The sequence below is a fragment of the Myxococcus qinghaiensis genome (genome assembly GCF_024198215.1).
GTDB lineage: Bacteria > Myxococcota > Myxococcia > Myxococcales > Myxococcaceae > Myxococcus > Myxococcus qinghaiensis.
In genome coordinates, this window is record NZ_JAKCFA010000015.1 from 87,665 (window position 1) to 108,696 (window position 21,032).

A 21,032-nucleotide genomic window follows, 5' to 3' on the forward strand; every position below is an offset into this window, starting at 1 on the left:
CCACCGGGCCCTGTTTCTCTTGACGGTGCCCCCGGCGCATTGCAAGGGTCCATTCCCAATGGCCGATACCCCGGACAGCGACCTGGACGACGTGGCGCGCATCCGCCGCGTGCTGGCGCGTGAGCTGGAGACCATCAACGAATACGAGTCCTTCGCCCGGGCCGCCTCCCACCCCGAAGTGAAGGCGTTCTTCCTCCACCTGGCGACAGAGGAGAAAGAGCACGTGTCGGAGGCGGTCCACATGCTGCGCTTGCTCGACGCCAGCCAGGACACCCGCTTCACCAGTCCCATCGCGGCCGGGCACTTCCAGCAGGCCGTCGCCAGCACCGGCACGCCTGTCGCGGCCCATTCACCCTCTCCGCCTCCACCGCCGACACCGAACGTCATCAACGGCCGGTCCCCGGTGGAGCCGCTCACGTCCCTTCCCCCGCAGCGCCTGATGTACGGCCTGCCTGCTCCGCCGCCCGCCGTGGAGTCCCATCCCCTCACGGTGGGCTCGCTCCGCCGCAGTGGTGGCGGTGGCGGCAGCAATCGCTGAAGCGTTCCTTCCCTCTTCTCCTTGTTGAGTATCTGGAGACTGTTCGATGCCTGACTTCCTTGGACATGCCGAGAACCCGCTCCGTGAAGAGGAGTGGGCGCGCCTGAATGAGACCGTCATCCAGGTCGCGCGGCGCTCGCTCGTGGGCCGCCGCATCCTCGACATCTATGGTCCGCTGGGCGCGGGCGTGCAGACGGTGCCCTACGACGAGTTCCAGGGCGTGTCCCCGGGCGCGGTGGACATCGTCGGCGAGCAGGAGACCGCGATGGTCTTCACCGACGCGCGCAAGTTCAAGACCATCCCCATCATCTACAAGGACTTCCTGCTGCACTGGCGCGACATCGAAGCGGCGCGGACGCACAACATGCCGCTGGACGTGTCGGCCGCCGCGGGCGCCGCCGCGCTGTGCGCGCAGCAGGAAGACGAGCTCATCTTCTACGGCGACGCGAAGCTGGGCTACGAGGGCCTGATGACGGCCAACGGCCGGCTCACGGTGAACCTGGGCGACTGGACGGTGGCGGGCGGCGGGTTCCAGGCCATCGTCGAGGCCACGCGCACGCTCAACGAGCACGGCCACTTCGGCCCCTATGCCGTGGTGCTGTCGCCCCGCCTGTACTCGCAGCTGCACCGCATCTACGAGAAGACGGGCGTGCTGGAGATCGAGACCATCAAGCAGCTGGCCGCGGACGGCGTCTACCAGTCCAACCGCCTGCGCGGTGACTCGGGCGTGGTGGTGTCCACCGGCCGAGAGAACATGGACCTGGCGGTCGCCATGGACATGGTGGCGGCCTACCTGGGCGCCTCGCGGATGAACCATCCGTTCCGCGTGCTGGAGGCCCTCCTGTTGCGCATCAAGCACCCGGACGCCATCTGCACCCTCGAGGGCCCTACCGCGGCGCCGGCCCCCCGTCGTTAGTCCGGCCCTCCCGCGCCCTGCTCCCATGGCCAAGGTCCTGGTGATCGACGACGAGGCGAATCTCCGCAAGGTGCTCGCCGCGATGCTGCGCCGGGATGGCTTCGACGTCACCGTCGCGGAGAATGGTGAGCAGGGGCTCGCCGAGTTCAACAAGAACGGCGCCGACATCATCGTGACGGACCTGGTGATGCCCAAGGTGGGCGGCATGGAGGTGCTCAGCACCATCCGCGCCGCCAACCCGGACGTGCCCGTCATCATCATCACCGCGCACGGCACCGTGGACTCGGCCGTGGACGCAATCAAAGCGGGCGCGTTCGACTACATCACCAAGCCCTTCGACCAGACGGAGCTGTCCGCCGTGGTCGCCAAGGCCGCCAAGACGAACGAGAGCGCGCGCCGCTCCGTCCGGCCGGACCTCAAGGCGCGCGCCGCCATCATCGGCGAGTCGCCCCAGATGCAGGACGTCTACAAGGTCATCGACAAGGTGGCGGACACGCCCTCCACGGTGCTCATCACCGGCGAGAGCGGCACCGGCAAGGAGCTGATCGCCACCGCGCTGCACGGCGCCTCCAGCCGTCGCGACAAGCCGTTCATCAAGATCAACTGCGCGGCCATCCCCGCCACGCTGCTGGAGAGCGAGCTGTTCGGCTACGAGCGCGGAGCCTTCACGGGCGCCGTCACCTCCAAGCCCGGCCGCTTCGAGCTGGCCGACGAAGGCACGCTCTTCCTGGACGAAATCGGGGAGATTCCCGTCGAGATGCAGGTGAAGCTGCTGCGCGCGCTCCAGGAAGGCGAGTTCGAGCGCGTGGGGGGCATCAAGACGACCCGCGTGGACGTGCGCCTGGTCGCCGCCACCAACCGCGACCTCCAGGCGGAGATTGAAGCGGGCCGGTTCCGTAAAGACTTGTACTACCGCCTGGCGGTGGTGCCGCTCACCCTGCCGCCCCTGCGCGAGCGCCGCAGCGACATCCTGATGCTCGCGCGGCACTTCGTGGACAAGTACAACCGCCGCCTCAACAAGAAGATCGAAGGCATCGCCGACGAAGCGCTGGCGCTGCTCCAGAACTACTCGTGGCCGGGCAACATCCGCGAGTTGGAGAACCTCATTGAGCGCGCGCTGCTGTTCGCGGACGGCCCGCTCATCACCGCCAAGGACCTGCCGGACCCCGTCCGCCAGGGAGCGGGCGTCCAGCCAGGCCCCTCTTCGTCCACCCCCACGCCGAGCATGGATGTTCCCACGGGCGAGGTGGGCCTGAAGGACATCGTCCGGATGAAGGCGGCGGAGCTGGAGCGGGACCTCATCGTCAAGAAGCTCGATGAGACGGGGGGCAACGTCACCCGGGCCGCGCGGCTCCTGCAGATCAGCCGCAAGTCGCTGCAGACGAAGATGAAGGAATTCGGCCTGCGCGACTCCACGCCAGACGAGCAAGAGGACGGCCCCGAGGATTGACCCTCGGCAGGCGGAATTCCTCGTCGCGGGCGCTGGTTTTCGCGCCCGCCCACTCTTTCCATTCACGGAGCCAGCATGCGGCCGAACCTTCCCACCCTCGGTGCACCACCCAAGCGCAGCCCCATCGGGCCCGTGGTCGCCGTGTCACTCATCCTGGGCGGCGCCGCCGGGGGCGTGTGGTGGTGGAAGCAACGGATGGCCAGCGCCACGGGCGAGGCCGCCATTCATCAGCCTGTCGCGGAGGCCGCGGGCGCCGTCGATGCGGGCGCTGTCGCTGCTGCGGCGCTCACCGCGCCCGTTCCCGTGGACCCGGTGAAGGCCGCGGGCCTGGAGCGCGCGTCCATGCGCATCGAGGGCCCGCTGGAGACGGCCATCAACAACGCCGCGGGAGCGGACATCGGCCCGGCCCTGGCGCAGGTGGTGACGCGCACGCTGGTGTGGTGGGTGGCGGTGCCGGGTGAAATCCTGCGCGGCGACACCCTCGACATCCTCTTCCAGCGCCGCCCCAACGAAGAGCCCCTGGTGCACGCGGTGCGCTTCACCAGCGCCAAGCTGGGCAAGACGCTGAGCGCGTACCGCTACCAGGCGGGCACCGAGGGCGCCGCGCGGTACTACCTGTCCACGGGCGAGGAGCTGGAGCTGCGCCTGGAGAAGTCGCCGCTGGACGACTACGAGCAGGTGACGTCGCTCTTGCGCGACGGTCGGCGGCACAAGGGCGTGGACTTCCGCACCCCCGTGGGCACCCCCGTCAAGGCGCCCTTCGCGGGCGTGGTGAAGCGCAAGAACTGGAACTGGGGCAGCAACGGCAACTGCCTGGAGCTGGTGGAGTCGGGGGGCCGTGGCCGCCGCGCGCTCTTCCTGCACCTGGACGAGGTGGGCAAGGACATCCACCCGGGCACGCGCTTCAACGTGGGTCAGGTCATCGGCCGGAGCGGCAACACGGGGCGCTCCTTCGCGCCCCACCTGCACTATCAGCTGATGACGCAGGATGATCGGGTGCTGGACCCTTTCGACCAGCACAAGACCTACCGCCGCACCATGGCGGCCAGCCACAAGACGGGCTTCGATGACGAGGTCCGGCGCCTGGAAGGGCTGCTCGGAACCTCCGTCGCGGGGAAGTAAAAGCAACCCGATTCTTGACACTCCTTCGACGGCGCGGCTAGCTGGAAGCCCCCGGGCTTGCCGGAAGGCCCGGTCGTTTCGCCGTCGGAGGTCGGATGCACAGGCTTCGCGCCGTACTCGCCGCGCTTACACTGGGCGCGCCGTTCGCCGCCAGCGCGGCGGACATCACCCGGATCGCTTCCTCTTTCGAGGAAGACGATCCGTTCGACCTGTTCATCGACGTCGGGTTCGAACGAACGCAGACTCGCGCCAAGATTGTGCGCGAGCAGCTCGCGCCCGCGGGCACGCCCGATAACGAGGATGGCTCGCCCGCCACCCGCGGGGATGCCGCGGAGCTCTGGTACAAGGGCGTGGATGCCCGCCTCAACCTGAGGCTGGCCGTCGGTCTCTACAAGGACCTGGAGCTGTCCTTCCTGCTCCCGCTGGTGTTCCAGCAGAACGAGCGGTGGGACTTCACCTCCCAGTCGTCCCGGGAGACGTCCACCATCACCAACAACTGCATCAACGCGGATGGCTCGACCATCCCGGGATGCCTCGGAGACCCGCAGGCCCTTGGAGCGCCGCTCTTCGGCGTGCCGCAGGAGAGCTTCCGGGGCGGTCTGGGCAACCTCCACTTCGGTCTGGCCTACGCCTTCTTCAACCAGGCGAACGACGACACCAAGCCCACCTGGATTCTGGGCATCGACTACGAGGCCCCTACCGCGAAGGTGCGGGATCCGAGCGTGGACACCACGAATTCGGACGAGCGCGGCAACATCGGCGACCGGGTCCACAAGTATCAAATCTACACGGCGTTCTCGCGCCGCATGGGCGTGGCCGAGCCGTACTTCAAGGCCAGCTACACCATCCCCGTCCGGGGCCCGCTCTTCTATTCGAACTGCGACCAGCGCAACGCCAACCCGCCGAACCTCGGCGCGCCCGGCAACTGCGGCACGGGGCCGTGGAACCGCAAGGAGACGGGCATCAAGGCGCCCGAGATGCTGGGGATGATCGCCGGTGTGGAGCTGGTGCCGTTCGACCGGCCGCAGAAGCACCAGAAGTTCACCCTCGACCTCCGGGCCATCGGCAACTACGTGGGCTCCGGCCGGTACAACAACGAGCTGAGCGCGGCGCTGCGCAAGCTGCTCACCTCCGAGGACTACTTCCAGGTCGGCGGAATGCTCGGCGCCACGGCGAGCGCGTCGGACACCTTCAAGATTCGCGCGTCGGGCACGTTCCTCTACAACACGGACCACACGCTGACGAACGAGGAGCTGGGCCAGGACCTGGATGGCAACGGTCAGGTCGACACCGCGGTGGGCTCACCCGAGCTCAACCCGAGCTTCGACTGGCGCTACGACCTGGTCTCCCGCCGCTTCCGTGCCGTGGGCAGCACGACGTTCCGCTTCGACCTGAGCGCTTCGTTCAACTTCTAGCGACAGGCCACACCCGGGAGGCGCGGCATGAACCGCCTGCCCTCCCGGTGCAGCGACCTGGGCTCCAGGAACGAACGCTCCCCGTCCCGAAGCCCGCTCCGCTTCACCGCTTCAGCGACAGCCCGAGTCGGTAGACGTCCTGTCCCGACCAGCCCGCACGACGCGCCAGCTCGGTGCTCAGCGGCTTGAGCTTCTCGCCGCGAGCCAGCCCCTCCTCGAGCCCGCGCTTGAGCTCCTCCTCGGACCAGCGCCGCTCGCCGGTGCGGCCCTCCACGAGGACGACCACCTCGCCCCGGGCCTCCTCCGTCGCGTAGCGCGCGGACAGTTCCGACAGCGGGCCCCGCACGAACTCCTCGTGCAGCTTCGTCAGCTCACGGGCCACGCACGCACGGCGATCTCCCCAGGCCTCCTGCAGGTCAGGGAGCGTCTCTCCCAGCCGGCGAGGAGACTCGTAGAGCACCAGCGTCGCGGACAGCGCGGCCACCTCCTCCAGCATGGCGCGTCGCTCGGCGCCCTTGCGGGGCAGGAAGCCCAGGAAGTGGAAGCGCCCCGTGGGGAGCCCTGAAGCGCTCAGGGCCGCCACGAGGGCCGTGGCGCCCGGAATGGGCACCACCGTCAGTCCTCGCTCCAAGGCCTCGGCCACCAGTCGCTCGCCAGGGTCGCTGATGGCGGGACTGCCCGCGTCCGTGACGAGCGCGCAGTCATCCCCTTCCGAAATCCGGTCCAGGATTCGCCCGGCCCGCTGTCCCTCCGCGAAGGCCGGCAGGCTCACCAGGTCCTTGCCGCCGATGCCGAAGTGGTCCAGCAGCACGCGGGAGTGCCGCGTGTCCTCGCAGGCGATGAAGCGCACCGCGCGAAGCGTCTCCAGCGCGCGAGTCGTGATGTCACCCAGGTTCCCGATGGGCGTGGCCACCAGGTACAGCGTTCCAGCCATGCCTTCCCCTTACATGCCCGCATCGAAGGCGCCGGGAATGTGCTCCACGGTGGCGCGCTCTCCGCGCCCCACCACCGAAATCACGTCGAAGCGCATCATCCGCCCACGCAGGTCATGAGCGAAGAGATAGTGCAGCGCCGCCTTCACCACCCGACGCTGTTTGGCGAAGGACACGGTGTGCGCCGGGTCTCCCCACACGGCCGAGGAGCGCATCCGCACCTCGACGAAGCACACGGTGTCCTCGCGCTCCGCCACCACGTCCAGTTCGCCGTAACGACAGGGCCAGTTGCGCGCCCTCACCACCCAGCCCCGCGCCTCCAGGTACCGCACCGCCACCGACTCCGCCTCGTCCCCGAACTCCCGCCGCACCCCACGCCCCATCCCCATACCCCCACGGTCCTCCCCCACGGAGGACACCCTCCACATCGGACTACACGTTAACCGTGCCGTCCGACATCTGGGCGAACCCGGCGTGCGGGGTGACGTGGAGCACCTGCGTCAGCGTGCCCAAATGCTTCAGCATGCGGGCGATGAGCGGCAGCTTCACTTCCTCGACGCCGGCGAAGACATCCTCGAGGACGAAGGGCCGCTTCGCGCGGGCGCTCGCCTTCTCCACCACCGTCATCCGCAGCGCCAGGTAATACATGTCCAGGTCCTTGGGCGGAATCTCGCCCACCGGCACGCGCTTGCCGCTCGTGAGCGCGAAGGCCCGGCCCTCCTTGTCCCACTCGACGCCCTGGTACCGGCGGTCCGTGAGCGCGGTGAGGTACTGGACGCAGCGCTCCTTGAGCATCGCCTGCACGCTCAGGACATCGGTGGTGAAGACATCCGCGGCCAGGGCCAGCAGCGCGGGAGACGGGTCCTCCAGCGGCTCCGCGGGCGCGGGCGTCCCATCCGGCCCGGCGGCGGCGGGCGGCGGTGGCGCCTTCGCCATCGCGATGGACTCCTTCACGCGGCCCAGCTCGCGCTCCACCTCGCGCATGTCGCGCACGTAGGAGCCCTTCTGCGTGAGCTCCGCGTTGAGCGCCTCCAGCTGATCCTTCAACGCCTGACGCTGCGTGGACGCGGCCACGAACTCCGGGTCGGCCTCCACGGCCGCGAGCTGATCCTTCAGCTCCACCACGCGAGCGGCCAGCAGCTCCTTGCGCTCCAGCGCGGCGGGAATCTCATCCAGGCTCTCCACGCCGAGCGCCTTCTGGGCCATGCGCACCGGCGCGGCCTCGGCCTCGAACTCCTCGTGGATCTTCTTCTCGCGCGCGTCGAAGCGGCCTTCCTTGCTGCCACGCTGCGAGGTCTTCTGGATTTCGTCCACGTAGCGCAGCGCGAGCAGCGCGGAGAAGCCGAAGGCGGGGATATCCAGCAGGGCCAGGTAGCGGAACATGCTGTCGATGCCGAAGCCCAGGCCCACGCCCAGCCCCAGGAACAACACGCCCACGGCGATGCCCGCCCAGAAGCCACGGTCCTGCGTCAGCGGCTCCACCGAGGCCGGAATCTCCGCCGCGTCCGCGTCCCGGTCCGCCCCGAGTCGAACCAGCGCGTCGTCCCGCTTCGCCACCGCCTTGGAGAAGCGCTGCACCCGGTTGAGGATGTCCTGGGGAAGCCCCAGCGTCTGCGGCGTCGGCGCGGCCCGCCACGCGTTCTCCGCGTCGTTGATGGCGGCCTTCAGGCCCTCGGTGCCCTTCAGGCGCTGGTCCGCGTCGAAGATCTGCGAGGACAACCCATCCACCTTGAACTGGAGCGCATCCACCTCGCGCGCGGAGACGAGCTCCGCTTCCAGCGCGCGCACCTTCGCCTCGGACGCCGCGATGTCCTCGGAAGGCGCCACGGCGGACGCGGACGCCAGCGAGGGGAACTTGCCGGACGTCTTCGGATCCACGCCGGCCTTCGCCGCGGCCTTGCGCGGACGCCGGGACGGCAGCTGCCCCAGCTGGAGGCAGTAGAGCTGCTCGAAGGTCGTCCTCGGAGGAAGCCCCACCTGTCCCCGGAGGAACTGGTTCATCTCCGACGCGTCCGAGGACACCAGCTCCGGCTGCTGCGTCGTCTTGTTCAGACGGTGCAGCGTCCCCGAGCCGCCCAGCTCCCGCAGTACCCGGTACGTGGCGCCATCGACGCCCTGGAAGGTGAGCGCGGCCTTGCCGGACTTCGCACCGGGGGCCACGAAGGAGGCATCCCCGCCACGGCCGTCCGCATAGAACAGCGCGAGCAGGAGCCCCGCGAACGGACTCGCCTCGGCCGAGGGTGGCTTGAGGACAAGGTACCCGGACTTCAGCGCGAAGCGGCCCGCGGGACTGAAGCCCCGGACATTCTGGACGGCGACCTCGACGAATTGCATGGCCGGCGCATGTTACCGCGAATGAAAAAAGGAGCGCCCGGGATCGGACGCTCCTTCTCACGACGGCCCGAGGGCCGACGAGGACTCAGGCGCTCAGGAGGCCTTGGCGGCCTTGGGGGCCACCTTGTCGGGGTCTTCCTGCACGTCCACGCGGGCCGCCTTGCCCTTGAGGTTGCGGAGGTAGAAGAGGCGGCTGCGGTTCACGCGGCCACGCGACAGGACTTCGATCTTCTCGTAGCGGGGGCTGTGCAGCGGGAAGATGCGCTCCACGCCGACACCGAAGGACGTCTTGCGGACGGTGAAGGTGGCCCGGTGGTTGCCCGAGGTCTTGCGGATGACGGTGCCCTCGAACGCCTGCACGCGCTCCTTCTCGCCCTCCTTCACCTTCCAGAAGACGCGCACGGAGTCACCAGGACGGAACGAGGTGACGTCCTGGCGCAGGTACTTGGCCTCGACGTGCTGAATGGCGCTGTTACGCATGACAGACTCCAGTAAAGCGGAAGCTAACGCGACGATGAACGCGTGAAAGAGCGGGCCGTACTACCAGAGAGAGCGGTGTCGGACAAGCCCGCTGAAGCCCAATCCACTGAGAACCCCCAGGGTTACAGCTCTTCCTCGCGGCGGGCCAGCAGTTTCTGATCCGCCTTGGACAACTCCAGGCGGGAGTACAGGTCGGGCCGGCGCTCTCGTGTGAGCACCAGCGACTTCCACCGGCGCCAGCGGGCGATGCGGGCATGGTCCCCCGACTGGAGGACGGCGGGCACCTCGACGTCCCGGAAGACAGGGGGGCGCGTGTAGTGGGGATGCTCCAGCGTCCCCTCCTCGAAGCTCTCCGATACCGAGGACGCCACGTTGCCCAGCACCCCGGGGACCAGGCGAGCCACGGCGTCCACCACCGCCATGGCGGCGACCTCCCCGCCGGTGAGGACGAAGTCCCCCAGGGACAGCTCTCCGTCCAGGTGGCTCATCACCCGCTCGTCCACGCCCTCGTAGCGACCGCAGACGAGGATCAGCCCGGCGGTGTGCGCCACCAGCTCGCGCGCCGTGGCCTGCGTGAAGGTCGTTCCGCGAGGGCTCATCAGCAGCACCTTCGCGCCGGGCAGCCGCGACCGCGCCGCCTCGATGGCGGAGATCAGCGGCTCGGGCTTCATCACCATGCCCGCACCGCCCCCGTAGGGCGCGTCGTCGGTGACGCGGTGCTTGCCCTCCGCGTACTCGCGGATGTCGGTGATGGTGGTGGAGAGCAGGCCCTTCTCCTGGGCCTTGCCGAGGATGCTCGCGCCCAGATAGCCGGACACCATCCCAGGGAACAGCGTGAGCAGCTCCACCGGATACGGCGGGCTCACGACTCGGACCCGTCCGGGGCATCCTTGTCGGAGTCGGGGCGACCGACCACCACGTACTCAGGGGGGCGGATCACGATGCGCTGGGCGGCGATGTCCACGGTGGGGACGAACTCGTCCGCGAAGGGCACCACCAGCTCCTGACGGCCCGCGGCGCGGATGACCAGGTTGGGCACCTCACCGGTGGCCCAGATCTCCTCCACCGTGCCCAGGGGCGCGCCCGCCTCGTCCACGGCGGACAGGCCCAGGAGGTCTCCCTGGAAGAACTGGCCCTCCTCGGGTGGCTCCAGGTCCTCGCGGAAGACGAACACCGCGGAGCCCACGAGCGACTCCGCCTCCGTGCGCGTCTCCACGCCCTCGAAGGCGACGATGTCCTCTTTGGGCGTGGGCCGCAGCTCTTCAATCTTGAGGTCGCGCTCCACGCCCGCACGGGTGCGGATGCGGACCCGCTCGACGGTGGCGAGCGTCTCCGAGTTGGGATCAAACGGCCGCACGGCCACCTCGCCGCGCAGTCCGTGCGCGCGCGAGATGAAGCCCAGCTCAAGCAAGGGGGTCGGAGTCACCGCGACGTGTCCGGTGCGCCGGCGGGCTGTCCGCTGGCCGCATTGCGCCGGTCGTCGAGGATCTCCAGACGGACCTTCTGGCCTGACTTCTGGGCAGCGGCATTGAGCAGCGTCCGGAGGGCATTCACGGTACGCCCATCACGGCCGATGACCTTGCCGACATCCTCGGGGGCGACCTTCAGCTCGAAGAGCCGCGCGCCGTCCACCTCGGAGATGCGCAGGCCCACCTGGTCCGGTTGATCGACCAGGGCCCGCGCCAGATACGTGAGGAGTTGCTCCACGTCCGCTCAGTACAGGCGGTCGCGGATCAAGCCGCGGGGGTGGACTTGGGAGCCTTCGCGGCGACCTTGATGAGGTCGGCGACAGTCTCCGAAGGCGTCGCGCCCGTCTTCAGCCAGTAGCTCAGCCGCTCCTCGTTGAACTCCACCTTCGGGGGGGTGAGGTTCGGGTCGTACGCGCCAACGGCCTCGATGAACTTGCCGTCCCGGGGATTGCGGGAGTCGGTGGCGACCACGTGGTAGTAGGGCTTCTTCTTGGCGCCCGCTCGGGCAAGACGGAGGACGACGGCCATGGAGTGCTCCAACGAACAGGTTACGACGATGGAAACGGGGTGGCGCTCTTAACGCCGCACCCGCTGGATTGTCAAGGAAGCTCGGGACTTTATGTCGTGCTTTCGGCCGGACTGGCCTCGCCACGATTCGCGAGTTGCCCGCAGGCCCCCGCGATGTCCCGGCCCCGGTTCTTGCGGATGTACGCGGCCACGTGCCCATCCGACAGGATGGCCCGGAACTCTTCGGCCCGCTCTTCCGCGGTGGTCTGGAAACCCAGACCGGGGTTCTCGTTGTAGGGAATCAGGTTCACCTTCGCCGGAATTCCCTTCAAAAGCTGGATGAGACGATGGGCGTCCTCGTCCGTGTCGTTGAAGCCCTGGATGAGGACGTACTCGAAGGTGATGCGGCGCCCCTGGCGCAGCGGGAACTTGCGACACGCGTCCAGCAGCGCGGCGATGTTCCACTTGCGGTTGACGGGCATCGTCTTGCTACGCTGCTCGTCGGTGCTGGCGTTGAGGGAGATGGCCAGCTTCACGTCCGTCTCCTGCCCGAAGCGCTCGATCATGGGAACGAGGCCGACGGTGGACACGGTGATGTGGCGGTGGCTGAAGTTCGGCCCGTCCCCGGACTGCAGGATTCCGAGCGCCGTCTTGAGGTTCTCGAAGTTGTGCAGCGGCTCGCCCATCCCCATGAACACGAGGTTGGAGAGCGGCCGCAGCGTCTCGTGGCCCTCGTTCTTGCGGACCTCGCGATTCACCGCGTGGACCTGGGCGACAATCTCGCTGGGCGTCAGGTTGCGCTTGAGGCCCATGGTGCCCGTCATGCAGAAGCCACAGGCCATGGCGCAGCCCACCTGGGTGGACACGCACAGCGTCCTGCGGTCCTCGGAGGGCATGTAGACGGACTCGATGTAGCGGCCGTCCCGCGTCTTCCAGCGGTACTTGATGGTGCCGTCGATGCTGCGCTGCTCCAGGTCCTTCACCAGCGGGACGATCTCCGCGGCGACCTTGAGCTTCTCGCGCAGGACCTTCGACAGGTCCGTCATCTCGTCGAACGAGGTGGCGCCGCGCTGATGCAGCCAGCGGTAGACCTGGGGGGCGCGGAAGGCGCGCTCGCCCAGCTGCTCGGTGACGAAGCGGGTGAGCGCCTCCATCGACAGGCTGGCCACGTCCACGAGCTTCGCTGGCGCGGGCGCCGGCAGGGGCTCCGTGACGGGAAGAGAGGGGGTGGCGGAGGTGTCGGTCATCGTCGTCGCGCTAGTGAACGGTGGGGCCCGGGGCGTCCCTTCCCACACCTGGGCACGACAAGTCAAAGGAGCGCCCGGCCCCTGGGTCCTACCTCGGTTAACAGGGCCCTACACGGCCCTCCCCTGCCCCGCTGGCAGGCCGCCGGCCCGGTCAAGGGGGCTGAACAGCGACCACCGGCTGACGGCTTCACCACGTTCGCCTCCTCCCTTCGGTCACTTGAGGAGCACGAGCCTCATCTTCATCCTCGAGTCCCGGTCTCCGCCCGCGATGTGTCGCTCGCCGTCATGGTTCGTCCCCGCGCGAAGGCCATCCCATCCCGGAGAGAGCCTGAAGACGACGACGCGCGGCCGAGCGGGTTGGCTGCTGGGGCCGATAGCGCTCGGATTCAGCTTGGCGCACGGTGCTCCGGCGCGGCAACCAACGGACCCTGGCGAGGGTGGCGGAGCAACACTCTTCCAGAACGTGCGCGTCTTCGATGGTCGCGGAGGCGCGCTCTCCGGCCCCAGGAATGTCTTGGTGCGCGGCAACCGGATCGACCGCATCTCCCCGGAGCCGATACCGACGGAGCGCAGCGGGAACATGGTCGTGGTGGATGGCGGCGGCCGCACGCTGATGCCCGGCCTCATCGACGCACACTGGCACGCCCTGTTGGTACGGCCTTCCACCGCGCTGCTGTTGCAAGCCGAAGTCGGCTATCTCAACCTCCTGGCTGGCGCCGAAGCCCAGGCCACCTTGTTGCGCGGGTTCACGACGGTGCGGGATCTGGGCGGCCCTGTCTTCGCCCTCAAGCAAGCCATCGACGAGGGAACGGTGGCGGGCCCGCGCATCTACCCTTCCGGCGCGATGATCACGATCACCAGCGGGCATGGAGACTTCCGCTCGTCGTTCGAGGTTCCACGCGTGGTGGGGTCCCCCCAGTCCCGGGGAGAGAAAGTGGGGGCAGCCATGATTGCCGACAGCCCGGATGAGGTGCGCGTTCGAGTCCGCGAGCAACTGCTCCAGGGGGCATCTCAAATCAAGCTCACCGCGGGTGGAGGGGTGGCCTCACCCCACAGCCCGTTGGATGCCTCCACCTTCACGGAGTCCGAGCTTCGCGCGGCGGTGGAGGCGGCGGAGAACTGGGGCACGTACGTGACGGTGCATGCCTACACCTCGGCTTCCATCCGGCGCGCGATCTCCGCTGGCGTCAAGTGCGTCGAGCACGGCCACCTGATGGACGAGTCCACCGCCCAGCTCATCGCGACGAAGGGGATATGGCTGAGCACGCAGCCGTTCCCTGACGAGATGGCTGATGCGTTCCCGAAGGGCTCCGTCGAGCACACCAAGGCGCTCCAGGTGTTCGCCGGCACGGACAAGACCTATGCCCTGGCGAAGAAGCACAAGGTGAAGCTCGCCTTCGGGACGGACATCTTGTTCTCGTCCGCGCTCGCGCGACGTCAAGGCGAGCTGCTGGCCAGTCTGCTCCGTTGGTTCAAGCCCGCCGAAGTGCTCGCGATGGCGACGAGCACCAACGCCGAGTTGATGGCGTTGTCCGGCCCGAGGAACCCGTACCCGGGCAAGCTGGGCGTCGTCGAAGAGGGGGCCCTCGCGGACCTGCTTCTCGTCGACGGAGACCCGCTCGCCGACATCAAGCTGCTCACGAACCCCGAGAAGAACCTCCTCGTCATCATGAAGGACGGGAAGATCTACAAGAACTCGCTTCGCTGAGCTCCGCCGGCACCGCCACCCCTGCCCCGCTGGAAAGCCGACGGCCCGGGCCAGCCCCTCGCGGGTGCCGACACCGGGCCGTCAGTCAGGAGCCCCGCTGGGGGCCCCGCCGCCCTACTTCTTGGCGGTGTAGTCGTACGGCTGCACTTCCGTCTCGCGGAAGAAGTACGCGATCTCGTTCTTCGCGTTCTCCAGGCTGTCGGAGCCGTGCACCGTGTTCTGGTCGATGCTGGTGGCGAAGTCCTTGCGGATGGTGCCCTCAGCCGCCTGCGCGGGGTTGGTGGCGCCCATGATGTCGCGGTTGCCCAGGACGGCGTTCTCGCCCTCCAGCACCATCAGGACGACGGGGCCGGAGATCATGAACTGCACCAGGTCCTTGAAGAAGGGCCGGGCCTTGTGGACCGCGTAGAAGCCCTCGGCCTCCTTCTGGGAGAGCTGCTGGAGCCGGATGGCGACCGGCTTCAGACCCTTCTCCTCGAAGCGGCTGATGATCTTCCCGATGACGCCCTTCTGCAGACCGTCCGGCTTGATGATGGAAAGCGTACGCTCGATGGCCATTTTGACTGGCTCCTTGTTCCCTTGAGGGGGTGTTAGCGCTTCTTGGGGCCGCGCTTCACGGCCTCCTGGAGGGTGGTGCCCAGCTCGGCGGGGCTGGCCGCCATCACGATTCCCGCGGCCTCCATCGCCTTGATCTTCTCCGTCGCAGTGCCCTTGCCGCCGGAGATGATGGCGCCGGCGTGGCCCATGCGCTTGCCCGGGGGCGCCGACTGGCCGGCGATGAACCCGGCGATGGGCTTGGTGAACTCGCGAGCGACGTACTCCGCGCCCAGCTCCTCGGCGCTGCCGCCGATCTCACCAATCATGATGACCGCGTCCGTGTCCGGATCCGCGTTGAACAGCTTCAGCACGTCCACGAAGTCCGTGCCGTTGACCGGGTCTCCGCCGATGCCCACGGCCGTCGACTGGCCCAGGCCCAGCTGCGTGAGCTGGTGCACGGCCTCGTACGTCAGCGTGCCGGAGCGCGACACCACGCCGATGCGGCCCGCCTTGTGGATGTGGCCCGGCATGATGCCGATCTTGCACTTGGCGCCGGGGGTGATGACGCCCGGGCAGTTCGGACCGATGAGGCGCACGCCCGGCTTGCCCTGCAGGTAGCGCTTGGCGCGCACCATGTCGAGGACCGGGATGCCCTCAGTAATCGTGATGATGAGGGACACGCCCGCGTCAGCGGCCTCCATGATGGAGTCCGCGGCGAACGGGGGCGGGACGAAGATGACGGACGTGTTCGCGCCCGTCTGCTTCACGGCGTCGGCGACCGTGTTGAACACGGGAACCTTGCCCTCGAAGGTGGTGCCGCCCTTGCCCGGCGTGACACCGCCAACGAGCTTCGTGCCGTACTCCAACATCTGCTTCGAGTGGAACGAGCCCGCCGAGCCGGTGATGCCCTGGCAGAGGACCTTCGTGTTTTCGTTGACGAGGATGCTCATGGCGCTCCTTCAAAAAAGTGTGGGCGATGAAGCGCGCGGACTACTTCAGCGCGGCGACGGCCTTCTCGGCCGCCTGACGCAGGTTGTCCGCCGGGGTGATGGCGAGGCCAGAGTTGCGCAGCAGTTCCTTGCCCTGCTCCACGTTGGTGCCTTCCAGGCGAACGATGAGGGGGACCTTGAGCTGCACTTCCTTGGCCGCGGCGATGATGCCGTCCGCGATGACATCGCACTTCATGATGCCGCCGAAGATGTTGACCAGCACCGCCTTCACCGCGGGGTCGGCCAGGATGAGCTTGAAGGCCGCCGTCACCTTCTCCTTGCTCGCGCCGCCGCCCACGTCCAGGAAGTTGGCCGGAGAGCCGCCCACCAGCTTGATGGTGTCCATGGTGGCCATGGCCAGGCCCGCGCCGTTCACCATGCAGCCGATGTTGCCCTCGAGCGCGATGTACGCCAGGTCCCACTCCTTGGCCTGCGTCTCGCGCGCGTCCTCTTCCGCCAGGTCCCGGTAGTTCAGCAGGTCCTTGTGGCGGTAGAGCGCGTTCTCATCGAACGTCACCTTCGCGTCCAGCGCCACCACGCCGCCATCCTTCAGGATGACCAGCGGGTTGATCTCCACCAGCGACGCATCCGTCTCGATGAACATCTTGTAGAGCGCGGTGCAGAACTGGGCGAACTTGTTCACCGTGGGGCCCGTCAGGCCCAGCCCGAAGGCCAGGTTGCGGCCCTGGAAGTCGAGGAAGCCCACCGCCGGGTCCACCGTCTCGCGGAGGATCTTCTCGGGGTGCTTCTCCGCCACTTCTTCAATCTCCACGCCGCCCTCGCGGGACGCCATGAAGGTGACGCGGCTGGTGACGCGGTCCAGCGTCACGCCCAGGTACAGCTCCTGGCCAATGGCCAGACCTTCTTCGATGTAGACCTTGTGGACCTTGGTGCCTTCCGGCCCGGTCTGGATGGTCTTCAGCATCATGCCAAGCATCTGCTTGGCGAGTTCCTTCGCCTCGGCGGGGCTCTTGGCCAGCTTCACGCCGCCGCCCTTGCCGCGGCCACCCGCGTGGATCTGGGCCTTCACCACGACGACGGACGTGCCCAGCTCCTTCGCCGCGGCCTCCGCTTCATTCGGCGAGAGGGCGAGAATTCCCTTCGGCGTGGGCACACCGTACTTCCGGAAGATTTCCTTGCCCTGGTACTCGTGGATCTTCATCGAGGCTCCATGTGGAGACGAGGGGGACGACCCCTTACAGGCGTCAGCGCGTGGCCCTCATTGCGCAGAAACCGACGGATGGCAAGGCCGTTTGACCCTGCACACACCGCGGTGCGGCAGCGTGTGCACAGCTGATAACCAGGAATGTCCGCGTGGATGAGGCCGCCTTCACCTCACCCGGGCGACGGGGCGAACGCTCGAACGGCGACGGCCCATGCGGTATCCCGGAGGACACGCGCACGAGGCCGCTCGCACGTCACGGAAGTGACGGACGCGTCACCCCGGACCGCTGTGGCCCTTCTTCTCCTCTTCCTGCGAGAAGAGGTCCTTGATGACCAGCTTGGTCACCTGACGGTTCATCATCGCGATGGAGGTGGTGAGCGGAATCTCCTTCGGGCAGACCTTCACGCAGTTCTGCGCCTTGCCGCAGTCCTGCACGCCACCGGGCCCCATGAGCGCGCGCACGCGCTCCTCGGAGTTCAGCTTGCCCGTGGGGTTCATGTTGAACAGGCGGGCCTGAGAGATCGCCGCGGCGCCCACGAAGTCGTTGCCCAGCGTCACCTGGGGGCACGCCTCCAGGCAGCTGCCGCACGTGATGCACGTGGAGAGCACGTACATCGTGGACTGGTCCACCGGGGACTGGCGCGGGCCGGGCCCCAGGTTGTGGGTGCCGTCCGTGGGAATCCAGCCCTTCACCTTCTTGAGCGCCTCGAACATCCGGCTGCGGTCCACGGCCAGGTCCCGGACCACGGGGAACTTGCTCATGGGCTCCAGGGTGATCGGCTGCTCCAGCTTGTCGATGAGCGCCGAGCACGCCATGCGCACCCGTCCGTTGATGTTGATGGCGCAGCTGCCGCAGACCTCCTCGAGGCACGCGGCGTCCCACACCACGGGGGGCACGCGCTTGCCCTCCACGGTGACGGGGTTGCGCTGGATCTCCATCAGGCACGAGATGACGTTGGCGCCCTTGCGATAGGGGACCTTGAACTCCTCATAGCGGCCCGGCTGGTCCGGAGCGTCCTGCCGCCAGATGCGGAAGGAGATGGATTGGGTGCTGACGGCGCCTGCCTGTGCGGTGTCCATGTGGCTCGACCCTTCACTTCCAAGTCAGTTGCGGGGACCCGCGCTCGCGCACGGGCCCACCCAGAAAGTTTCCCGGTGACTCACGCGTACCAGCGCGGCTCGGGCTTCAACACCGGCGTCGGGACGTCCTCGTAGGAGATGTTCGGCCCTTCTTCCGCGTACTTCGCGATGGTCGTCTTCGCCCACCTGTCGTGGCGCGCCTGCCACAGCGCCATCCACGACGGGTCGTCGTTGGGGTCCTTCGTCTTCGGCTCGGGCAGCGAGAAGTCCGGCTTGTAGTGCGCGCCACGGCTCTCGTCGCGCAAGAGCGCACTGGTGGCGATGACCTCGCCCAGCTCCAGCATGTTCCAGAGCTGGTTGGTGTACGACAGCGACCGGTTGGACGAGTTGCCCGTGTCCAGGACGTTGACGTTCTTCCAGCGGCTCTTCAGCTCGCGGATCTTCTCCACCGTCTTCTTCAGGCGGTCGTTGTAGCGGACGACGGTGCAGTTCTCCGTCATCACGTCGCCCAGCTCCTGGCTCAGGCCGTAGGGGTTCTCCGGGCCGGCCATCTTCTTGATGGTCCCGAACCGGTCCTCCCAGTAGCGCTTCGCGTCCTGGAAGTACTTCTCCGGCATCGCCGCCGCGCTCGTCGTGTTGCTCTTGGCGAACGACGCCATGGCCGGGCCGCCGATCATCCCCGAGTAGATGCAGGAGAGCAGCGAGTTGGCGCCCAGGCGGTTGCCGCCGTGGAACGCGTAGTCCGCCTCGCCCGCGGCGTAGAGGCCCGGGATGTTGGTGGACTGGTTCTTCGGGCTGCCCTCGAGCGGCGTGAGCGTCTTGGGGTCCGCCTCGAACTGCACGTACAGGCCGCCCATCGAGTAGTGCATGCCCGGGAAGATGACCATCGGCGTGACGCGCGGGTCGTCTCCCACGAACTTCTCGTAGATCTCCATGACGCCCTTGATCTTGGCGTCCAGCGTCTTGGCCGGGATGTGCGTCACATCCAGGTACACGCCGTCCCTGCCCCCGATGCCCATGCCCAGGTCGCGGCAGACGATGAAGATCTCCCGCGTGGCCACATCGCGCGGCACCAGGTTCTTGTACTTGGGGTACTTCTCCTCGAGGAAGTACCAGCGCTCGCTCTCCGGGATGTCCCGGGGCCCGCGCGTGTCGCCCTTCTTCCGGGGCACCCAGACACGGCCACCCTCGCCGCGCACCGACTCGCTCATCAGGCGCAGCTTGTCCTCGCCCGGAATCGACGTCGGATGCACCTGGATGAACTCGCCGTTCGCGTAGATGGCGCCCTCCATGTAGGCGCGACCCGCGGCGGTGCCGGTGTTGATGATGGAGTTGGTGGAGCGACCGAACACGATGCCAGGGCCGCCCGTTGCCAGGCACACGGCCTCCGCCGGGAAGGTGCGGATCTCCATGGTGCGAAGGTCCACCGCCACGCTGCCGATGCAACGGCCGCCCTCGTCCTTCACCGTGCCGAGCCACTCCCAGTACTCGTACTTGGTGACCTTGCCCTCGGCCTCATAGCGGCGAACCTGCTCGTCCAGCGCGTAGAGCAGCTGCTGGCCGGTCGTCGCGCCGGCGAAGGCGGTGCGGTGGTGAAGCGTGCCGCCGAAGCGGCGGAAGTCCAGCAGGCCTTCCGGCGTGCGGTTGAACGTCACGCCCATGCGGTCCAGCAGGTAGATGATGCCGGGGGCCGCGTAGCACATGCCCTTCACGGAGATCTGCTCGGCCAGGAAGTCGCCGCCTCGCAGCGTGTCCTTGACGTGGATCTCCGGACTGTCGCCCTCGCCCTTGGTGTTCACCGCGCCGTTGATGCCGCCCTGGGCGCAAACCGAGTGCGAGCGCTTCACCGGGACGAGCGAGAGCACATCCACCTGGTGGCCCGCCTCCGCGAGCTTGATCGTCGTCATCAGCCCGGCGAGTCCGCCGCCCACCACCGTGAACCGCGCTGCTGCTGCCATCATCGTCTCCTTGACTGCCGGGATCCCGGACGCGCCAGCCGTCAGCCGGCTCGCCACGTTGGCGCGCCACGCTCCGGACATCCCCGTGCGAGTTCTACAGGCTAGTTAACTTGGCGGAACCGCGCCGCAACGGCGGCGTCGAAAGCGATAAGCCCGCGTCATCCGCGGCATCAGCCGTGAAGCCCGCCGACTGCTTCCGGCGGGCTTCACGGCTGGAACGGATTACAGCTTGACTGAGTCGACCGTCTTCTTCACCGACTGGAAGGACTTCTCCAGCTCGGCCTTCTCGGCGGCGTTGAGGTCGACGGTGATGACCTTCTCGATGCCGCCCGCGCCGATCTGCACGGGGGTGCCGAAGAAGTAGTCGCTGATGCCGTACTGGCCCTTCAGCAGCGCCGCGCCCGGCAGGATGCGCTTGCGGTCGAAGATGAAGCTCTCCGCCATGGCGATGGAGGAGGCCGCGGGCCCGAAGTAGGCGCTGCCCGTCTTGTACAGGCCGACCAGCTCCGCGCCGCCCTCACGGGTGCGCTTGACGATGGCGTCCAGCTTGTCCTTCGCGATGAGCTCCGTGAGGGGCACGCCGCCCACGGTGCTGTGACGCACCATGGGAACCATGTCGTCGCCGTGGCCACCGAGCACCAGCGCCTCCACGTCACGGATGGAGCAGTTGAGCGCCTCCGCCACGAAGCACTTGAAGCGGCTGGTGTCCAGCACGCCCGCCATGCCCACCACCATGTTGTCCGGCAGCTCGGCGATCTTGTGGAGCGCGAACACCATCGCGTCCAGCGGGTTCGCCACGTTGATGACGAACGCGCCCGGGGCGTGCTGCTTGATGTTGGCAGCCACGTCCTTCATGATCTTGAGGTTGATCTCGAGCAGGTCCTCGCGGCTCATGCCCGGCTTGCGGGGCATGCCGGCCGTGATGATGATCACGTCCGAGCCAGCGACATCCTTCCAGTCCGTGGTGCCGGTGACGCGACAGTCGTAGCCGTCCACCGCCGCCAGCTGGTTGATGTCCAGCGCCTTGCCCTTGACCAGACCTTCGGCCACGGGGATGTCGTACAGGAACACGTCACCCAGCGACTTCTGCACCGCCAGCAGCGCGAGGTTGCCGCCGATCTGCCCGCCGCCGATGAGGCCAATCTTCTTCTTGCGATTCTGAGCCATGGATTCGCCGTCTCCCAT

21 protein-coding genes are annotated in these 21,032 nt (G+C 67.8%); 6 read left to right on the top strand and 15 right to left on the bottom strand.

What is annotated here, in order from left to right:
• Positions 1-58: 58 nt before the first annotated feature.
• From LZ199_RS26875 to LZ199_RS26895, 5 genes are all read left to right on the top strand, one after another.
• Entirely contained in the window at positions 59-538 is a 480-nt protein-coding gene (locus tag LZ199_RS26875; RefSeq protein ID WP_253996617.1) for a ferritin family protein, read from the top strand.
• Positions 539-584: 46 nt separating this feature from the next.
• Positions 585-1,454 carry an encapsulin nanocompartment shell protein EncA gene (gene encA, locus LZ199_RS26880; RefSeq protein ID WP_163867008.1) on the top strand — a complete coding sequence of 290 codons (870 nt, stop codon included), beginning with the start codon at positions 585-587 and terminating at the stop codon, positions 1,452-1,454.
• Positions 1,455-1,479: 25 nt separating this feature from the next.
• The gene (locus LZ199_RS26885) at positions 1,480-2,904 is read left to right on the top strand and encodes a sigma-54-dependent transcriptional regulator (RefSeq protein WP_253996618.1); all 1,425 of its coding nucleotides are present in this window, start codon (positions 1,480-1,482) and stop codon (positions 2,902-2,904) included.
• 75 nt (positions 2,905-2,979) lie between these two features.
• A complete protein-coding gene (locus LZ199_RS26890) occupies positions 2,980-4,026 on the top strand; it encodes a peptidoglycan DD-metalloendopeptidase family protein (RefSeq protein ID WP_253996619.1) in 1,047 nt (348 codons plus the stop codon).
• A 95-nt stretch (positions 4,027-4,121) separates the two neighbouring features.
• Positions 4,122-5,441 carry a hypothetical protein gene (locus tag LZ199_RS26895; protein WP_253996620.1) on the top strand — a complete coding sequence of 440 codons (1,320 nt, stop codon included), beginning with the start codon at positions 4,122-4,124 and terminating at the stop codon, positions 5,439-5,441.
• A 103-nt stretch (positions 5,442-5,544) separates the two neighbouring features.
• On the opposite strand, the gene rsmI is transcribed toward LZ199_RS26895, so the two are convergent.
• From rsmI to rlmN, 9 genes are all read right to left on the bottom strand, one after another.
• Positions 5,545-6,375: a 16S rRNA (cytidine(1402)-2'-O)-methyltransferase gene (rsmI, locus tag LZ199_RS26900; RefSeq protein ID WP_163867004.1), complete on the bottom strand. Its 831-nt coding sequence runs from the start codon at positions 6,373-6,375 to the stop codon at positions 5,545-5,547.
• A gap of 9 nt (positions 6,376-6,384) precedes the next feature.
• Positions 6,385-6,762, bottom strand: a complete 378-nt coding sequence (locus LZ199_RS26905) for a YraN family protein (protein WP_163867003.1) — start codon at positions 6,760-6,762, stop codon at positions 6,385-6,387.
• Between the two features lie 43 nt (positions 6,763-6,805).
• Positions 6,806-8,707: an AAA family ATPase gene (locus LZ199_RS26910; RefSeq protein WP_253996621.1), complete on the bottom strand. Its 1,902-nt coding sequence runs from the start codon at positions 8,705-8,707 to the stop codon at positions 6,806-6,808.
• 93 nt (positions 8,708-8,800) lie between these two features.
• Complete coding sequence (rplS, locus tag LZ199_RS26915) at positions 8,801-9,187, bottom strand: 50S ribosomal protein L19 (RefSeq protein WP_253996622.1); 387 nt, start codon at positions 9,185-9,187, stop codon at positions 8,801-8,803.
• Positions 9,188-9,309: 122 nt separating this feature from the next.
• Entirely contained in the window at positions 9,310-10,053 is a 744-nt protein-coding gene (gene trmD / locus LZ199_RS26920) for a tRNA (guanosine(37)-N1)-methyltransferase TrmD (RefSeq protein WP_253996623.1), read from the bottom strand.
• On the bottom strand, positions 10,050-10,613 hold the full coding sequence (rimM, locus tag LZ199_RS26925) for a ribosome maturation factor RimM (RefSeq protein ID WP_253996624.1): 564 nt from the start codon (positions 10,611-10,613) through the stop codon (positions 10,050-10,052). Before rimM ends, trmD begins: the two co-directional genes overlap by 4 nt.
• Positions 10,610-10,894, bottom strand: a complete 285-nt coding sequence (locus LZ199_RS26930) for a KH domain-containing protein (RefSeq protein WP_253996625.1) — start codon at positions 10,892-10,894, stop codon at positions 10,610-10,612. The genes rimM and LZ199_RS26930 overlap by 4 nt, the downstream gene beginning before the upstream one ends.
• A gap of 26 nt (positions 10,895-10,920) precedes the next feature.
• Positions 10,921-11,184: a 30S ribosomal protein S16 gene (rpsP, locus tag LZ199_RS26935; RefSeq protein WP_163866997.1), complete on the bottom strand. Its 264-nt coding sequence runs from the start codon at positions 11,182-11,184 to the stop codon at positions 10,921-10,923.
• Positions 11,185-11,273: 89 nt separating this feature from the next.
• A complete protein-coding gene (gene rlmN / locus LZ199_RS26940) occupies positions 11,274-12,410 on the bottom strand; it encodes a 23S rRNA (adenine(2503)-C(2))-methyltransferase RlmN (RefSeq protein WP_253996626.1) in 1,137 nt (378 codons plus the stop codon).
• Positions 12,411-12,927: 517 nt separating this feature from the next.
• Here rlmN and LZ199_RS26945 point away from each other — a divergent pair.
• A complete protein-coding gene (locus LZ199_RS26945; protein WP_253996627.1) occupies positions 12,928-14,118 on the top strand; it encodes a metal-dependent hydrolase family protein in 1,191 nt (396 codons plus the stop codon).
• Positions 14,119-14,232: 114 nt separating this feature from the next.
• Here LZ199_RS26945 and ndk read toward each other — a convergent pair whose 3' ends face one another.
• The 6 genes from ndk to mdh form a co-directional block, all read right to left on the bottom strand.
• Positions 14,233-14,676, bottom strand: a complete 444-nt coding sequence (gene ndk / locus LZ199_RS26950) for a nucleoside-diphosphate kinase (protein WP_163866995.1) — start codon at positions 14,674-14,676, stop codon at positions 14,233-14,235.
• A gap of 32 nt (positions 14,677-14,708) precedes the next feature.
• Positions 14,709-15,605 carry a succinate--CoA ligase subunit alpha gene (sucD, locus tag LZ199_RS26955; protein ID WP_253996628.1) on the bottom strand — a complete coding sequence of 299 codons (897 nt, stop codon included), beginning with the start codon at positions 15,603-15,605 and terminating at the stop codon, positions 14,709-14,711.
• A 40-nt stretch (positions 15,606-15,645) separates the two neighbouring features.
• Positions 15,646-16,806 carry an ADP-forming succinate--CoA ligase subunit beta gene (sucC, locus tag LZ199_RS26960; protein ID WP_163866993.1) on the bottom strand — a complete coding sequence of 387 codons (1,161 nt, stop codon included), beginning with the start codon at positions 16,804-16,806 and terminating at the stop codon, positions 15,646-15,648.
• A gap of 276 nt (positions 16,807-17,082) precedes the next feature.
• The gene (gene sdhB, locus LZ199_RS26965; protein WP_253996629.1) at positions 17,083-17,889 is read right to left on the bottom strand and encodes a succinate dehydrogenase iron-sulfur subunit; all 807 of its coding nucleotides are present in this window, start codon (positions 17,887-17,889) and stop codon (positions 17,083-17,085) included.
• A gap of 80 nt (positions 17,890-17,969) precedes the next feature.
• Positions 17,970-19,847, bottom strand: coding sequence for a succinate dehydrogenase flavoprotein subunit (gene sdhA / locus LZ199_RS26970; protein ID WP_323389877.1), 1,878 nt, complete (start codon positions 19,845-19,847; stop codon positions 17,970-17,972).
• A 222-nt stretch (positions 19,848-20,069) separates the two neighbouring features.
• Complete coding sequence (mdh, locus tag LZ199_RS26975; protein WP_253996631.1) at positions 20,070-21,014, bottom strand: malate dehydrogenase; 945 nt, start codon at positions 21,012-21,014, stop codon at positions 20,070-20,072.
• Positions 21,015-21,032 lie beyond the last annotated feature (18 nt).

Coding starts and splice junctions, on each gene's coding strand:
- LZ199_RS26905 (WP_163867003.1), bottom strand. CDS start 6,762: ATGGGGATGGGGCGTGGGGTGCGGCGGGAGTTCGGGGACGAGGCGGAG.
- rpsP (WP_163866997.1), bottom strand. CDS start 11,184: ATGGCCGTCGTCCTCCGTCTTGCCCGAGCGGGCGCCAAGAAGAAGCCC.
- rsmI (WP_163867004.1), bottom strand. CDS start 6,375: ATGGCTGGAACGCTGTACCTGGTGGCCACGCCCATCGGGAACCTGGGT.
- sucD (WP_253996628.1), bottom strand. CDS start 15,605: ATGAGCATCCTCGTCAACGAAAACACGAAGGTCCTCTGCCAGGGCATC.
- sucC (WP_163866993.1), bottom strand. CDS start 16,806: ATGAAGATCCACGAGTACCAGGGCAAGGAAATCTTCCGGAAGTACGGT.
- rplS (WP_253996622.1), bottom strand. CDS start 9,187: ATGCGTAACAGCGCCATTCAGCACGTCGAGGCCAAGTACCTGCGCCAG.
- ndk (WP_163866995.1), bottom strand. CDS start 14,676: ATGGCCATCGAGCGTACGCTTTCCATCATCAAGCCGGACGGTCTGCAG.
- LZ199_RS26895 (WP_253996620.1), top strand. CDS start 4,122: ATGCACAGGCTTCGCGCCGTACTCGCCGCGCTTACACTGGGCGCGCCG.
- LZ199_RS26875 (WP_253996617.1), top strand. CDS start 59: ATGGCCGATACCCCGGACAGCGACCTGGACGACGTGGCGCGCATCCGC.
- mdh (WP_253996631.1), bottom strand. CDS start 21,014: ATGGCTCAGAATCGCAAGAAGAAGATTGGCCTCATCGGCGGCGGGCAG.
- encA (WP_163867008.1), top strand. CDS start 585: ATGCCTGACTTCCTTGGACATGCCGAGAACCCGCTCCGTGAAGAGGAG.
- rlmN (WP_253996626.1), bottom strand. CDS start 12,410: ATGACCGACACCTCCGCCACCCCCTCTCTTCCCGTCACGGAGCCCCTG.
- LZ199_RS26890 (WP_253996619.1), top strand. CDS start 2,980: ATGCGGCCGAACCTTCCCACCCTCGGTGCACCACCCAAGCGCAGCCCC.
- sdhA (WP_323389877.1), bottom strand. CDS start 19,847: ATGGCAGCAGCAGCGCGGTTCACGGTGGTGGGCGGCGGACTCGCCGGG.
- LZ199_RS26910 (WP_253996621.1), bottom strand. CDS start 8,707: ATGCAATTCGTCGAGGTCGCCGTCCAGAATGTCCGGGGCTTCAGTCCC.
- sdhB (WP_253996629.1), bottom strand. CDS start 17,889: ATGGACACCGCACAGGCAGGCGCCGTCAGCACCCAATCCATCTCCTTC.
- LZ199_RS26885 (WP_253996618.1), top strand. CDS start 1,480: ATGGCCAAGGTCCTGGTGATCGACGACGAGGCGAATCTCCGCAAGGTG.